The organism is Maribacter caenipelagi, from assembly GCF_004364175.1.
GTDB lineage: Bacteria > Bacteroidota > Bacteroidia > Flavobacteriales > Flavobacteriaceae > Maribacter > Maribacter caenipelagi.
Genome location: NZ_SNZW01000011.1, coordinates 314,733 through 329,406 on the forward strand (window position 1 = coordinate 314,733; position 14,674 = coordinate 329,406).

15 protein-coding genes are annotated in these 14,674 nt (G+C 34.1%); 2 read left to right on the forward strand and 13 right to left on the reverse strand.

Going from position 1 to position 14,674, the window contains the following annotated elements:
• The first annotated feature begins 361 nt into the window (after positions 1 to 361).
• Positions 362 to 1,327 (forward strand): IS110 family RNA-guided transposase, encoded by a 966-nt coding sequence (locus DFQ03_RS02205; protein WP_133671393.1) that lies wholly within the window; start codon positions 362 to 364, stop codon positions 1,325 to 1,327.
• Between the two features lie 84 nt (positions 1,328 to 1,411).
• On the opposite strand, the gene DFQ03_RS02210 is transcribed toward DFQ03_RS02205, so the two are convergent.
• The 8 genes from DFQ03_RS02210 to DFQ03_RS02245 form a co-directional block, all read right to left on the reverse strand.
• Complete coding sequence (locus DFQ03_RS02210) at positions 1,412 to 1,840, reverse strand: EthD family reductase (RefSeq protein WP_133671394.1); 429 nt, start codon at positions 1,838 to 1,840, stop codon at positions 1,412 to 1,414.
• Between the two features lie 431 nt (positions 1,841 to 2,271).
• Entirely contained in the window at positions 2,272 to 3,258 is a 987-nt protein-coding gene (locus tag DFQ03_RS02215; protein ID WP_133671395.1) for a nucleotidyl transferase AbiEii/AbiGii toxin family protein, read from the reverse strand.
• On the reverse strand, positions 3,255 to 3,980 hold the full coding sequence (locus DFQ03_RS02220) for a type IV toxin-antitoxin system AbiEi family antitoxin domain-containing protein (protein ID WP_133671396.1): 726 nt from the start codon (positions 3,978 to 3,980) through the stop codon (positions 3,255 to 3,257). The genes DFQ03_RS02215 and DFQ03_RS02220 overlap by 4 nt, the downstream gene beginning before the upstream one ends.
• Before the next feature lie 346 nt (positions 3,981 to 4,326).
• Positions 4,327 to 4,755, reverse strand: a complete 429-nt coding sequence (locus DFQ03_RS02225) for a hypothetical protein (RefSeq protein ID WP_133671397.1) — start codon at positions 4,753 to 4,755, stop codon at positions 4,327 to 4,329.
• A 38-nt stretch (positions 4,756 to 4,793) separates the two neighbouring features.
• On the reverse strand, positions 4,794 to 5,264 hold the full coding sequence (locus DFQ03_RS02230) for a hypothetical protein (protein WP_133671398.1): 471 nt from the start codon (positions 5,262 to 5,264) through the stop codon (positions 4,794 to 4,796).
• Positions 5,265 to 5,591: 327 nt separating this feature from the next.
• Complete coding sequence (locus tag DFQ03_RS02235) at positions 5,592 to 6,197, reverse strand: hypothetical protein (RefSeq protein ID WP_133671399.1); 606 nt, start codon at positions 6,195 to 6,197, stop codon at positions 5,592 to 5,594.
• Between the two features lie 504 nt (positions 6,198 to 6,701).
• The gene (locus DFQ03_RS02240; RefSeq protein WP_133671400.1) at positions 6,702 to 7,289 is read right to left on the reverse strand and encodes a hypothetical protein; all 588 of its coding nucleotides are present in this window, start codon (positions 7,287 to 7,289) and stop codon (positions 6,702 to 6,704) included.
• Positions 7,290 to 7,422: 133 nt separating this feature from the next.
• Positions 7,423 to 8,094: a hypothetical protein gene (locus tag DFQ03_RS02245; RefSeq protein ID WP_133671401.1), complete on the reverse strand. Its 672-nt coding sequence runs from the start codon at positions 8,092 to 8,094 to the stop codon at positions 7,423 to 7,425.
• 296 nt (positions 8,095 to 8,390) lie between these two features.
• Here DFQ03_RS02245 and DFQ03_RS02250 point away from each other — a divergent pair, with 296 nt between their 5' ends.
• Positions 8,391 to 9,428, forward strand: a complete 1,038-nt coding sequence (locus DFQ03_RS02250; RefSeq protein ID WP_133671402.1) for a Kelch repeat-containing protein — start codon at positions 8,391 to 8,393, stop codon at positions 9,426 to 9,428.
• 225 nt (positions 9,429 to 9,653) lie between these two features.
• On the opposite strand, the gene DFQ03_RS02255 is transcribed toward DFQ03_RS02250, so the two are convergent.
• The 5 genes from DFQ03_RS02255 to hemB form a co-directional block, all read right to left on the reverse strand.
• Positions 9,654 to 10,259: a hypothetical protein gene (locus DFQ03_RS02255; protein ID WP_133671403.1), complete on the reverse strand. Its 606-nt coding sequence runs from the start codon at positions 10,257 to 10,259 to the stop codon at positions 9,654 to 9,656.
• A gap of 401 nt (positions 10,260 to 10,660) precedes the next feature.
• The gene (locus DFQ03_RS02260) at positions 10,661 to 11,137 is read right to left on the reverse strand and encodes a methylated-DNA--[protein]-cysteine S-methyltransferase (RefSeq protein WP_133671404.1); all 477 of its coding nucleotides are present in this window, start codon (positions 11,135 to 11,137) and stop codon (positions 10,661 to 10,663) included.
• Positions 11,138 to 11,152: 15 nt separating this feature from the next.
• Positions 11,153 to 12,277 (reverse strand): CNNM domain-containing protein, encoded by a 1,125-nt coding sequence (locus DFQ03_RS02265; RefSeq protein WP_133671405.1) that lies wholly within the window; start codon positions 12,275 to 12,277, stop codon positions 11,153 to 11,155.
• Between the two features lie 37 nt (positions 12,278 to 12,314).
• Entirely contained in the window at positions 12,315 to 13,658 is a 1,344-nt protein-coding gene (locus DFQ03_RS02270) for a serine hydrolase domain-containing protein (protein WP_133671406.1), read from the reverse strand.
• Positions 13,659 to 13,679: 21 nt separating this feature from the next.
• On the reverse strand, positions 13,680 to 14,669 hold the full coding sequence (gene hemB, locus DFQ03_RS02275) for a porphobilinogen synthase (RefSeq protein WP_133671407.1): 990 nt from the start codon (positions 14,667 to 14,669) through the stop codon (positions 13,680 to 13,682).
• Positions 14,670 to 14,674: the final 5 nt, after the last annotated feature.

Sequence of the window (14,674 nt, forward strand, 5' to 3'; positions counted from 1 at the left end):
GCCAACGAAGCTAAAGCTTATTGTTTAGTTTTATTTTTTCTTGTCCAAAGCTAAATCCATAAGATTTAGCGACTATATAAACCTGCCTGCCGGCAGGCAGGTATACACAGACCTTTCGGTTTTGCCTTAAAGTTCGCATTACGTTTAGGTTTCCTAAGTTAGTAATCTGTTATCTTTTATAGTTTAACAAAAGAACAAAAGAGCAGAGTAAGGTTATTTTAGGTTTAGAAACTTCAGATTCCGTCAACAAAGAAAATCCCTGCTCTTTTACTATTCAAATACGATCAGTTCATTAGGTCATAAGAACCTGTTTCTAGGATGATGTATAGTATTAGTGTTTGTTCTTTAAAAATTTAATGATATGAATAAAAGTACAATTTTTGTGGGTATAGACATCTCGAAAGATGTTTTCGATGTATATGATTCCAAGAGAGGCCATATCCAATACTGTAATGATGAAAATGGTTTCAAGTTGTTCCGAAAGAGCATAACCGCCGATCATTGGTGCGTAATGGAAGCTACGGGATGCTATCACCACCAACTTGCCATTGACCTTTTCAATAACGGTTTACGTGTTTCGATGATAAACCCCTTGATCATCAAGCGTTTTATACAGATGAAACTGAATCAGGTAAAAACGGATAAGAGCGATGCCAAGATGATCTGTCGCTATGGTGAAGAACAGGCAATGGAGCTATGGTCGCCAGAGCCTGATTATATTGTGGAGAGCAAGACCCTTCAAGGAGTCGTGCGCCTTTATTTCAAGCAACGTACGGCTTTGAAAAATACGCTTCACGCCATGTCCACGAGTAAACGTGGCAAGGGCAAGCTAATGCGTTCCATTGTCCGTCAGTTGAGGATCCTGGACAAAGAGATCGGTTTGCTAGAGGCAGAGATCGAAAAATTGATACGTGCGAACGAACAGGAGCTTTATACAAGATTGAACACTATACCGAGTGTTGGTAGAAAGACCGCTATGCTCTTGATCGTTTCCACGAACGGTTTTCGGGATTTTGAAAGTTCACGGCAGTTGTCCTCCTATTTCGGTCTTGCCCCGAACGAGCGAAGTTCGGGCAGTAGTATCCGAGGAAAGTCCCGAATAAGTAAAACCGGAGATTCTCTAGTGAGGAACCATCTTTTTCTGTGCAGTTTTACAGCATGTATCCATAACCCTCAATGCAAGGCATTATATGATAGAATAGTCTTAAAAGGTAAAAGCAAAAAATTGGCTTTGATCGCAGTCTGTAATAAACTTATTAAACAAGCTTACGGAATAGCTAAATCAGGTTTGGATTACGATAGAAATCATGTAGGTAGATTGAGCTAAATATTATTTGTTTTTCAGCTCAGTTCTTTGTTAGCATTTGTTTTTTTCGTCTGAGTATGCCGTATCCGCTAAGTTTTGGTCTATTTATTTAGCATTGTTGAAACCCAGTTTTTTGACTTCGCTTATTTGAATAGTAGGCTGAATATTAGTGTAGTTTTTAAAGTCTCCGATTATTGCATCTATATTTGGTCCTATTGCTTTGTTATACTCAGCAACATTTTTTACATAAAAATAACCGATAGCCAAATAAGGCACTTTATCATTCGGGGTTCGACCTGCTATGCCCTTATCAATTTCATAAAATTTTAAATTTTCGCCCAAAAATTCTGCCACCATAGGCATATGTTTGTTTGCATAATAATCCATGTCAAAAGTTTTTCCTTCATCGTTCGGATATAGAATTGCCACTTTAAACATTTCATTTCCTAGTGTTGAAGAATGCATCAGTTTATTGGTTTTGCAACTTAACAAGGCTATAAGAGCAAAGGTTAATAAGAAGAATTTGATTTTCATTTATTTTTGGTTTATATAATTGTTATTTGCTCAATTTTCTTCCATCTCCATAAGATTGAAAAAGTCTGAAATTTTGTTTTTCTAAAATACCTAAAAAAATTGACCGCCGTTCGGTCTATTTAACATTCCTACAGAGTTAGAAATCACTCCGCGTTTCCATTGCGAAAGAGTGACAAGTTCCGCGTACAGTTTTTCAAATCCGTCAGAGTATGAATTCCGTCCGAAATTTCGTCAAATTCTAAACATTCCATCTGCGGAATTTTGAACTCCTGGGGAATATTTTTACAATTAATGCCAACGGTCTCGTATAAGAATAGTAGCGGATTGAAATACGCTAGCTTTTCGGTTAAACACAGACCTTATTTATATTACTTACTTTCGTTTTAGCGATAAAACCGCTATTATTTTTATACATTGTTGTGCGTTCGTCTTTATTCATCATCTATTTTTATTTTCCAATCAACTGACAATAATCTCGTTTTAATCATTTCCAAAGTTTTTAATAGTTCCTTTTCTTCAGGAAAATTACCATAAACCAAGTTTTTGAAATCAGTTTCATATGTTGGTTTCAAATCACTCCAAACTTTTTTGGGCTCATCAAATATTAGAGATGAAGAAGGATGATTTTTCAACCACTTATTATTGTTTTTAAAACTTAAAACATCGTCCTGAGCAACTTTCAATAACATATCATCAAATTCTTTTGTATTAAAGAAATTCAATAATTCTTTTTCCAATAACAATTGGTTTAAATCATAAACGTGTCTTATTTTATTCCTCAAAGCTTCAATTGGATTTTCACTATAAGAGAAGCGTACCAAGCTCATAATTTTTTCGCAAATTGTTCTAATTGGTTCTAAAACGAGTACGTCAAAAGGAAGTAAATTATTTTCATTTGCTATTTCAATCTGTTGGTTATCAATCATCATTTGTCCTACAAAAGAACATAAACTTTTTGTTGTATATGGTTCAAAATATCCTAACCAAGTAGCTTCAACTACAATAGCATCTCTAACTTGACCATAATCGCCTTGAAACTCTTTACTATAAGAATGAGTCGTTTTACGATTCATTCCCATTTTTTGTGTTAAACCAGGAATATCTATTTCAGGCAGTACAGCACTAACAACTTTACTAATCGCTTTTATTTTGTTTGTAAGTTTATTATTAGATTCTCCTTCTCTTCTTAAGACAACTAAATCTATATCTTCTGAAAACCTTTGAATTATACCAAAGCATTTGGATAGGGCAGTACCTCCTTTGAAAACTGTATCACTACCAATTTTATCATTGAATATATTGAAAAGGGCATATGTTACCCAATAATCTTTTTCAACATATATTGCTGGTATTTGCATTTGGTCAGATGTAAACTGAACAGCTTGTCTAAATAGTTTTTTATCTTGATGAAGTTTCATAATATATTCCAGTCAGATGATTTACTTAATACTTCATTTGCATTTGATAACTCATATTTGGTAATAGGATTAAGTGATTCTTTTAAAGTTAATGTTATAGCTTTTTCTTGTAATTCATCCAGTAATGCTCCTAGTAATGCTCTTGTTGATGGCGGATATTTTAGAGATAGTCGTATTAATTCTTTCTTATCATCTAAATTCAACTTCTTAAGTATTTCCAAAAATCGTAGACAAGATATTTTTACGTTCGTGTCGGGTATCTTTTTGATGTATTTAATAGAGTCTAAAATCTGTAATAGAGGAATATTCTTTTTAGTAATAATATTTTTTTGTTTGATGAATGAAATAGTATAACGCTCTCTTTTAAATTTAGGGCGAGTTTGATTTTTTCCAATTTGTATTACGTTACTAACTTGTGTAGTTAATCCTAATCTATTATATATGCTATATCCTGTAAGATATCCTACGGTTTTTCCATCTTCATCGAGTAGGTCTTTTACTATTTGTTCTTGATTAGGTTGAAGAATACCGAAAGGTGTTTTTTCAGGTTTAAAATATTTCCCTTTAGCTAGTTTGGAAATTTTACCAGAATCAACCATACGATTCAGAGCTTTAATAATTGCTTCTTTTTTTTTTACATCAATATTAAAGTCCTCATAGGTGAATACGTATCCTTTAGGTAGCCTATCTATTGTATTCCTTATATAATCAGTTACTTTCAATGATTTTAATTTATTTCAAATATAGTGAAATGTCCAGTTTTTTAAGTAATAAACTGGACAAAAAAATAATTTATTTGGAAAGCTACCCACCCTTCTTTTATTAAAATTGATTTTCAGAACGTTGTTTTTTTAGATGACGCACAACGGTTCGGCTATGGCAAGTAGGGCAGGCAAGGAAACTTTTCGTTTCCGTCTGGTCTGCTAGCCAGAGCTTTTTGTTTTGTAATTATTTTTTACTTTTCAATTGCCAAATCCAAAAGATTTGGCGGACTTAGTAAACAAGCTCAAGCCATTAAATATAGCACTTTTCGCCCTATTTGCTATAGCCATTGTTAGCAAATGTTTTTTATTCATATCGCCAATAAGCTACTCCGCCATGATGGGAACATGCTCCACGCCCAGTTGCCTTAGAAATAGTTCCGTCGTTACAAACAGCTCCAACCCTTACCTTGTAATTCTCCTTTTTAGTCTCAAATTCTTCATAATTTATTCTTTCAATACTTTCTTCCGAAAACCGTTCATAAGACTGTTTTTTGGGTTTGTGATTTTCAGAATTTGAACTATTTAATTCTAATGTATTGAGGTAATTTTCTTGGGAAACTTTATTGATATTTTGTTCAATGTTAATATTCTTTTTTACATGACCTTTTGAATCATTATCGTCATTCACGTAAAGTATAAAAAGTCCAATTCCTAGAAGGATACTTAAATTAGGTCTTTTCCTAATGAAAATAAGTAGTAAAATCCCTAAAATTATTCTAGCAATCCAAACCATTATTCTTAGACTTTTTCAATTCTTCGATGCGCGGTAATTTAAAAGTAATCGCCATCTTTTACTTCTATTCCAAGTTCTTTAAATAGATGCAAAAATGCTTTTTTATATTTCTCTATTAGTTCTTTGCTGCAATTTAAGGAAATATCAAATCCATACATTTTTGTTTCGGATGGCTCTCCTTCGATGTCTGAATTTTCATTTAAATAATACTTTTTTACGATAGTACCGCCTTTTTTAAAATTTAGCTTAACGGAATTCCAACCATCTTGTCCATATTTCAAGCTTATGGAGTTTACATCGACTGGATTTATTTCATTTACAAAAGTAGCTTGGCTGTTACCAGCTTGACGCACGGAAAAAAAATATAGTATGTTTTGGTTTTTGTCGTACTCAATCTGTTCTCTTCCACTTGAATTTCTGCCTATCCATTCAATCGTTTCTTCTAAGGATTGAGAAAAACTAACGTTTAGAAATAATAAGAAAACTACTATAATTTTGAAATTGGTCATTTTGTTTTTTTAAATATTTGCTAACGTTTCGGCTAAGCGAAGTGCGGTAGTAAGGAAACTTTTCGTTTCCGTCTGCGCACGAAGCAAAAGCTTTTTGTTTTGGTTTATTTTTTCTTGTTCAAAGCAAAATCCTAAAGATTTTGCGACTTCATAAAAATACACAAAGCATTCGTTCTAGCCCAAAAGTCCGCATTACGTTTAGGTTTTGTTACCAACTGTTTTTTTTTGTCCGAGTTAGCCTTCTCCTTATAGTTTTTCAACTACTCCCCTGTAAGAAGACCAACTACTCAGCAGTTGCGCCTGAGTAAAAAGTCCATTGTGCGATTTTCAATATTTCAACTGGTTCTTCTTGTATTTTCGGATAAGTTTTTCAGCCCCTTTTAGCATAATCATATGGGAACTAGGATTAATTGTCGGTATTTGATTATCATCAGGGAAAATTGACTCTTGATTTTCTGTTTTTCCATAGACTTGAGAAGATGAGATAAGAGTTTCTGTATTTAGGTCGTATATTGATATTGAAACAGATGCCCTATTACTTGAATTATCGTTTTGATTGGGAAAAGACAATGTTCCTGCGCCATCACTAATAACGTTTCCGCCTATATTTATTAGGTAATCACAGTCGGTATCTCTTTTTAATTCTTTTAAATCTGAATCGGTTAAGTCAAATTTAATTTTTGGTGCCACCAATTTTGTACTTCTTAAGTCGTTCATTTCTATTAAAGAATCTCCTAGAATTTTTTTGAACTCTTTTAGTGAATTGTCATAAAGCTCGGTATCAAATATTCTTGAATTCGATTTGGTACTATTTAAAATCCATTTTCCATCACTAAAGTCCAATTGTTTTCCAGCATCGAAAAAGTAATTGTATTTCGCCCCTCCGCACGAATAAAGGGCAGAAATAATCAATATTGAGAATAATTTTTTCATTGGTTATTTATGTTTTTCAAAATAGTTGGTAACGTACGGATATGTGCACAATTATACATATCCGCATATATTGATGTATATGTGTAGTTATTTATTTGATACACTTACTAATATACTACTAAAGAATAAACCTACAATCAACTGGGTACATTCCGTAGCGTGAAACCTTAATGATAAATTATATGCAATGGAAATGATTAAAAACAACAAACCAACCATTCAGTCTGTTTTTTACTGGTAAATGGAGTGGAGAATTTAAGAAGCCAACGACGGCATTTGCTATTATATCGATAAAATGCGAAGCGAACAAAGTTAAATGGTTGTCTTAGACATTAAACAAACCAACTGGTTTGTTTTTTGGTTGGGAAAAGTAGCTGTTTTAGAACAAATTTGCTGTTTAGACGGACTCCTATGGTTCAATAACCACTGTTTGCAGTGCAGTTTTATAATCCTCAATGCAAAGCATTAGATGATTTCATAGTTTTAAAAAGGAACAAACATGCATTAGTCTTTAGCGAGGGTTTTAAAGCCTTCCATCACATAGATTAACTTACGTTTATCTTCGAATCCCGGATATTCTTCATCTGTGAACATTGATGGTAAAAAACTCTTATATTCTGTATAATTTTCGCCTTGGTATACACCGAAAGTATAGGTTTGTCCACCACTTATGGCATTTTTCCATGAGTTCGCTTTTTCTCCTAAGGTCGCTAATTGACTTTGATTTATACTGAATTTTCCTTCGCTAGCACAGAGATTCAAAAATGCCCAATACGCTGAATACTTTTTTTTCTTAACACGTATCCTCTTTATTTTAGGGGAAGCCATTGGTTGGGCGGACTCCTTAATTCTGTAGCGCCTTACCTTACCATTATTAAGGTAAACGATATAATCTGATTCTGGTTCTATATGTGGCAGTATAGAGTAGGCGAGGCGAACCACCAATGCGTCTGCATCATTCAAGCCAAATAACTCAGTATACCTGTTTACTTCTTCTGAATTCGATTTAAAGTCGATTTCTGGTATTTCAGATGCTTGCGAAAAGGCTAGAATGGGCAAAAGAATAAAAAGATAGTATAGAAGTTTTCTCATTGTAAAGTTATAAAACTCGGTTACGAACGTATTCTGTTTATTGATTTTAGAATCTATTAGCTTAGAATAGTAATGTCACGGTTTAAGAATGAATTTGGTTGTTTTTCAGCTTAGTTCTTTTTTGGCAACAGTCTTAATCTGTTTTCAAAGTTTTATTTGGATTCGGTTCAAATACAGCCTTGTCTATATTCTTTTCCACTATAGAAGTAACTTCTTCAATTGACTTAAAAAGCGGGTAAAATTCTGTTTCGTTTCGAATACTTATCGCATTTGATTCCTTCACAAATAGATTCCAAAAACCATCTGTATATTCGGAATAGCGTTTCGCATTTAATTTATATTTGGGGTTGAAATAGTATTTCCCTCGCATTTCTGTAAAAAATGATATAGAATCTTTAGGCTTGTATTGTAATGTTATCGATTCACATTTTTCTCCTAATATGATTTTTTTATCATTTTGATTGCGTTCAAACTTAATTAAATCATTTTTTTCAGTTCCGAATTTACTTTTGGTTATTGTGTCCAATTTTTCAAATTCCGTATAAGAATAACCTTCGTCTAGGCGGACAATTATTTTCATCCAGCCTTGTTGTCCTTTTCCATGGTATATCATTGCATACCTGTCTTCCTTTACATATGCAGTAAATGATGTTCCGAATTCTCGTTCTAGCATGGAAGTTGGTAAATTCTCATTATTTGATTGATATTCTATTTTATAATTTAATTCTCCTTCAAAAAAATCTTGTGCATTTAATGAAAAGGCGTAAAATATAATTAGTACAACTGAGATTTTGATTTTATTCATGTTTTTTTGATTGTTGCCAACACATTACCTAAGCGTAGTGCGGTGGCAAGGAAACTTTTCGTTTCCGTCTGCGCACGAAGCTAAAGCTTTTGGTTTCGCTTTTCTTTTTTTTGTCCAAAGCTAAATCCATAAGATTTAGCGACACCATAAATATACACAGACCATTCGTTTTAAGCCTAAAGTCTGCATTTATAGGCTTTGTTGGTAAATCGTTTTTATGATAAAATTTAATTAATTAAACTTCGTTATTTCTTTATTAACTTGGATATAATCAAAATAAAAAAAGTAATAGTTGTATGAAAGCTATCAATAAAAGTATTATAGTTATTATTTCTCTATTTTTCATTTCTTGTGCAACCGAGGATAACGATATTGAAGTTGCTAAAGAAAATCCCACAGTAGAGTCTGTTGATATATTAGATTTAGTTAAATGGCAAAAAATAGCAGATACACCTGTTACAAATTTTCAGGCCCATATCGTTCATGAAAACAAGTTATTTTCATTGAGTATTAAAGATACCTATGTTTTTGATTTCGAATTAGTTCAATGGACATTATTAGCGACGGATTCAGATAATGTTTTTCCAGACTATGGATTAGGAGGTCTTAAGGTTAATTTTATTCGAAATGAAAAATGGAATATGTTTACAGAAAAAGGGTTGTATGAATTTGATTTTCAATTGAATAAATGGTCGGTTGTGAAAGAATTCCCTCAAGTAAATGGGTTGTTTTCAATTTCAGGTTTTTATGTCGAAGAAGATATGGCAATCTACTTTTTGGATAAATCAAATGGGAATGATACTATCTATAAATATGATTTATTTACAAATGAATTACTATCCCATAGTAATTATATTAATACGGGCGATAGAGGAGAAACATATAATGGTTCTTTGAAAGTAGAAAACTCAAACTATTATATTACACCTGGTTCAGGTACGGGGAGAAGTAATGAAATTTTAATATCTAAATTCAATGAAGATTTTACTACTTTAGTTCCTGTTGGAAATTTTGTTACAGAAAACGATATGGCAAATAGTGTCGCTGTACAGTATGGGAATTACATAATTTTTGGTCTGGGAGGTACTGCAACATTAGATGGTTCTACGGGAATAATTACAGACATAAGACCTACTTTGAAATTCTATGCTTACGACACTGTAAATGATGTTTTCACCGAAATGTCTTCTCCATTTTATGAAAGTTGTTGGGCTGCTAATGTAATAGTACACAACAATGAGTATTACTTAATAAATGGGCATACAATTAAAAATCAAAAAGTAGAACTTAGAACCAAAATAGAAAAGATAGAATTTGATTTTATAACACAGTAATGGTGCTTAGGTTTTAAATCTTCGGTAATATTGTTCCTAAAATGTTTGCCAACGTTGCGGCTAAGCGTAGTGCGGAGGCAAGGAAACTTTTCGTTTCCGTCTGCGCACGAAGCTAAAGCTTTTGGTTTAGTTTTTATTTTTCTTGTCCAAAGCTAAATCCCAAAGATTTAGCGACATCATAATATACACAGACCATTCGATTTAGCTCTAATGTCCGCATTACGTTTAGGTATTGTTGTAGTGCGTTTTTTTCCGAGCTGTGTCATTCAAATTGTTTTCGTTAATTAGGTAGAATATTGGAATTATTGCTAAGCTTTGCCAAGCAACAAACATTGTTACTCTTGTTGGAATATTGTAATCAAAAAACAATTTATTATTTATCATTTCAATTAAGATACTACTTAGTACACCGGCTATAAATATCATTAAAAGTGATATCTTCAATTTATCAACTTTGTAAATGTATTTAATCATCAAGCTCAACCCTATCGATGCGACGGCTGAACTTAAGACTACGAACAATGTTTTATTTGTAAATTCTGGCAAATCAAAAAGCCAAATTAGCCAGATTGAGAAAAGTCCAACAAGAAATGAGGCTACAAAAAAAGTGATGGAAACTATTATGGCTGAGTATAATAATTGTCTAAGCTTAATTTTGTAGTTAGTTAAAAATATTGAAATTGTAAATATTATTAAAAAACCCAATCCACTTATAAAGCCTTTGTCATTCTTTGTAAACTCATTGGTTACTACGCATAAGATAGTCCAAATAGCTGTCAGAATTAAATAAGTATAAATCCCAATGAATGTCGTTCTGTCAATTTTTTGCATATTTTTTCTCAAATGCACTACAACGTACTGATATGTGTAATTGCACACATATCCGCATATATTGATGTATATGTGTAATTATTTATTTGATGCACTTACTAATATACCATTAAAGAATAAACCTACAATTAACATCTCACATTCCATTACGGGAAACCATAATTGCTATAAATTCTATAGAACTAATGTGTCATTAGTAGCACTCAGAAGAGAATTGCATTAAAAATACCGAACCGACCACCTAGTCGGTTTTTGAGTGGTAAAATGAGTTCTGAATTGTTAGAATGAACGATAGCAATGGCAATTGTATCGACAAAATACGAAGCGAACAAAGTTCAATGGGTGTTTTAGACATTAAAAAAACCAAGTGGTTTGTTTTTTGATCGGTTAAAGCAGCTGTTTTAGAACAGACTTTGCTGTTTAAACGGACTCTCATGGTTCAATAACCACTGTTTTCTATGTAAACCGCCAGCGTAACCGGTAAGTGAACCATCGGTACCAATAACTCTATGGCAAGGCACTACGATCCATAACGGATTTCGAGCATTTGCAGAGGCGGCAGCTCTGGTGGCATTGGGGTCACCTAATAATTTTGCAAGTTCTAAGTAAGATTTCGATTTTCCATACGGTATGTTCTGCAATTCCACCCATACCTTCTTTTGAAATTCGGTTCCTTCAGGGTTTAGTTTTAAATTGAACTGTGTTCTTGCGCCTTCAAAATATTCGTTTAATTGATAAACGGCATCTTCTAAAGACTCTGGTATAACATCGGTAAGGGGTTCATCAGAGTTTAAAACGGTTATAGCGGTAAGGCCGTCAGTGTCGCCCATAATTTTGGCAACGCCAAGGGGTGTTTGTATATAAGCAACATCGACCATAGTGGTAATTGATATTTATTCGTCTGGCGAAGTAGGTTTTTCGATCACTCCCGTTGCCTGAGCGCGTTTTTCCCAGTTTTTACGAGCAAGACTCTGCAAATCGGCAACATTGTCGCTCTCATCCATTATTTCAAGCCCTAGAAGGGTCTCAATAACATCTTCCATAGTTACGATACCACTTACAGAACCATATTCATCTACAACAAGTGCAATTGCCTCTCGTTTTTGAATGAATATTTCGAATAAAGTAGGTATTGGCGTACTTCTACGGGTTACTAAAATTTCGCGTTTGATTTCTTTCAGCGGAATGTCTCCGTTCTGATTGATCATTTCTTCCAGAACATTATCCTTTAAAACGAAACCGGTAATATTATCCATATTATCGGTATACACCGGAATTCTTGAAAAACGCAATTTCGGATTGTCAGTAAAGAAATCGGCAATCGTTTTTTCATCAGACGCTACTTTCATTACCGCTCTTGGCGTCATAATATCTTTCACCAAGACTTCATCGAACTTCAAAAGGTTTTTAATGATAGTAGATTCAGATTTTTCAAAAACACCTTCTTCATGTGCCATATCGGTCATTGCATGAAAATCTTCGCGACTTAACACACTACCGTGGTGATTTCCGCCACCTACCATTTTGGTAAAAAGACGAAGTAACCACAACAGACCGGTATACTTTAAGGCAATGACCATAATATTCAAAGCTTTAGTAGAGAAATTGGCTAGTTGTTTCCAATACGTTGCACCGATTGTTTTTGGGATAATTTCAGAAGCCACCAAAATAAGAATGGTCATAATGGTCGATACGACCCCGACCATTAAATCTTCTGTAAATGATACACCAAGTATCGTTTTGGTCTCGCTACCGTATAATTCGGCATAGGCGACCTTTGCCTGTACACCTACCAATATAGCACCAACGGTATGCGCAATGGTGTTTATGGTTAAAATGGCAATTAAAGGTTGGTCGACATCTTTTTTAAGAGCCTCTAGTGTTTTGGCATAAGCATGGCCTTCTTTCATTTTTACATTTATGAAAGTGGGGGTGATACTCAATAATACCGCTTCTAATATAGAACACAGAAAAGAGAAGAAAATAGAAATAAACGCGTAAAAAAGTAGTAGGCCCATAGGGTTGTTTTATAAATCGAAGATATTAATAAAAATGCTAAGGTTGGTGCTGTATTGCGTTATCAAATGCCCGATAAAATATTTGTTGTATTGATGAACGTATATTCAGCTTGTAAATATTGCGATTTTCTCTGGTAGGATATACTCTATTCGATAGAAATATATACACCATTTGATGTTCTGGATCTGCCCAAACAAAAGTGCCCGTAAAACCACTATGACCAAAACTGGTTGCACTGACTTCTGGCGCAGGGTAAGCGTCGGCAATTTTAAAGGTATTGTTATCCAAATAAGGTTTGTCAAAACCTAGCCCTCTTCTATTGTCGTTATCTGGATATTGAACTTTTATAAATTCTTTCATCGTCTTTTCAGAGATGTATTGCTTACCGGCATAAAGACCGTTTTGCACAAATAGTTGCATGATGATCGATAAATCATTTGCAGTACCAAACAGCCCTGCATTACCAGAAATACCACCTAATAAAGATGCATTTTCATCATGTACCCAGCCTTGGGTTAGCGTATGTCTGTAAATAGTATCTACTTCTGTGGGGACTATTTTGTTGTTGAAATTTTTCTGGCTCGGTAGAAAACCAAAGGTTTTCATACCAAGTGGTTTATAAAATTCCTGCTCCATATAATCTGCATATGGTACACCGGTAATTTGAGTAATTAGTTCCGGAAAAATAAGAAATGTGAGTCCCGAATATTTATATTTTTTCACAGCCGATACTTCAGAACGATTTATGATTCGGTACATTTTTCTGTTGAATCTATTTTTTACATAGATGCCATCAAATGCCTCTTTGCTGAATCTGTTATTAAATTTTCTGCGGATGAATCTACTTTTAAACCGACCGTTATTTTTTAAGGTCTTAGCTAAAAATACAATATAGGGTTCAAGACCTGCTTGGTGTGCTAAAATCTCGCGAAGCGTAATATTTGCTTTATCTTTCTGTCTTTTCCAAGGTTTCCAATAGGTACTAAAGGGAACATCTAAATCTAGCTTTCCTTCATCAACCAATTTCATTATTGCAGGTAGCGGACCTAGAATTTTGGTAACCGAAGCCAGATCATAAATGTCATCTAAAGCAACCGGTTGAATACTATCATAGGTGTGAAATCCGTATGTATTATGAAAAATGATATTACCTTCTTTCGCAATTAAAACCTGAGCACCTGGAAAAGCATTATTTTTTATACCAGTTGTTACAATACTATCAATTTTACGATAGATGTAAATTGAATCTAAACCATAACTATCCAATGAAGATTCTTGCAAACTAGAACCAACCGGAAGCAATAAAGGTCTGGTAGCAGGTTCTTGTGAAACAAGAACACCACTTAATAAACCAAATAGTATAAAAAATAATTTATTCATTCACTGAAGTCAGTTCTGCTTTTAACCCATTAGCTTTACAGCATCTTTTGCAAAATAACTTGCAATAATATTGGCGCCTGCTCTTTTAATTGCTAATAACTGTTCCATCATTACGGCATCATGATCTAACCACCCTTTTTCGGCAGCAGCTTTTACCATCGCGTACTCGCCAGAAACTTGATAAACTGCAACAGGCACATCAACTTCATTCTTAATTTCACGAACAATATCAAGGTAGCAAAGTCCTGGTTTTACCATAACAATATCTGCGCCTTCTTCAATATCCATTAATGTTTCTTTAATGGCTTCAGATCTATTGGCAGAATCCATTTGGTAGGTTTTTTTATCCTTAGGTACGTTTTTAATGTCTACCGGTGCAGAATCCAAGGCATCTCTAAACGGACCGTAAAATGCACTGGCATATTTGGCGCTGTATGCCATAATACCAGTATTGGTATAACCTTCATCTTCTAAAGCCTCGCGAATGCTAAGAATACGACCGTCCATCATATCGCTAGGGGCAACAAAATCGGCACCGGCTTTTGCGTGCGAAACACTCATTTCTGCCAAAACCTCTACACTTTCATCGTTCAAAATTTGTCCGTCTGCAACAATACCATCATGACCGTAAGAAGAATAGGGGTCAAGGGCAACATCTGTCATGACCAACATATCGGGACATGCATTTTTAACCGTTTTAATAGCCAGTTGCATTAATCCGTTTTCGTTCAATGCCTCAGAACCGATATTATCCTTTAAGTTATCAGGCACTTTAACAAATAGAAGTACCGAACATAGACCCATTCGCCAAAGTTCTTTTACTTCTTTCGCAAGATTGTCTAGACTTAGGCGGTAATAATTGGGCATAGAAGGTATTTCTTCTTTAATGCCTTGACCCTCGACAACGAACAGCGGTACTAAAAAATCGCTTGGTGTAATAATGGTTTCCCTTACCAAACTTCTAATGGCTTCATTGCTACGTAATCTTCTTGGGCGTATAAGTGGGTACATAATGC

What these genes read in the sequence shown, in the direction of transcription:
- DFQ03_RS02205 (WP_133671393.1), top strand. Translation starts at nt 362, where the DNA reads ATGAATAAAAGTACAATTTTTGTGGGTATAGACATCTCGAAAGATGTT.
- DFQ03_RS02210 (WP_133671394.1), bottom strand. Translation starts at nt 1,840, where the DNA reads ATGAAAATCAAATTCTTCTTATTAACCTTTGCTCTTATAGCCTTGTTA.
- DFQ03_RS02215 (WP_133671395.1), bottom strand. Translation starts at nt 3,258, where the DNA reads ATGAAACTTCATCAAGATAAAAAACTATTTAGACAAGCTGTTCAGTTT.
- DFQ03_RS02225 (WP_133671397.1), bottom strand. Translation starts at nt 4,755, where the DNA reads ATGGTTTGGATTGCTAGAATAATTTTAGGGATTTTACTACTTATTTTC.
- DFQ03_RS02230 (WP_133671398.1), bottom strand. Translation starts at nt 5,264, where the DNA reads ATGACCAATTTCAAAATTATAGTAGTTTTCTTATTATTTCTAAACGTT.
- DFQ03_RS02235 (WP_133671399.1), bottom strand. Translation starts at nt 6,197, where the DNA reads ATGAAAAAATTATTCTCAATATTGATTATTTCTGCCCTTTATTCGTGC.
- DFQ03_RS02240 (WP_133671400.1), bottom strand. Translation starts at nt 7,289, where the DNA reads ATGAGAAAACTTCTATACTATCTTTTTATTCTTTTGCCCATTCTAGCC.
- DFQ03_RS02245 (WP_133671401.1), bottom strand. Translation starts at nt 8,094, where the DNA reads ATGAATAAAATCAAAATCTCAGTTGTACTAATTATATTTTACGCCTTT.
- DFQ03_RS02250 (WP_133671402.1), top strand. Translation starts at nt 8,391, where the DNA reads ATGAAAGCTATCAATAAAAGTATTATAGTTATTATTTCTCTATTTTTC.
- DFQ03_RS02255 (WP_133671403.1), bottom strand. Translation starts at nt 10,259, where the DNA reads ATGCAAAAAATTGACAGAACGACATTCATTGGGATTTATACTTATTTA.
- DFQ03_RS02260 (WP_133671404.1), bottom strand. Translation starts at nt 11,137, where the DNA reads ATGGTCGATGTTGCTTATATACAAACACCCCTTGGCGTTGCCAAAATT.
- DFQ03_RS02265 (WP_133671405.1), bottom strand. Translation starts at nt 12,277, where the DNA reads ATGGGCCTACTACTTTTTTACGCGTTTATTTCTATTTTCTTCTCTTTT.
- DFQ03_RS02270 (WP_133671406.1), bottom strand. Translation starts at nt 13,658, where the DNA reads ATGAATAAATTATTTTTTATACTATTTGGTTTATTAAGTGGTGTTCTT.
- hemB (WP_133671407.1), bottom strand. Translation starts at nt 14,669, where the DNA reads ATGTACCCACTTATACGCCCAAGAAGATTACGTAGCAATGAAGCCATT.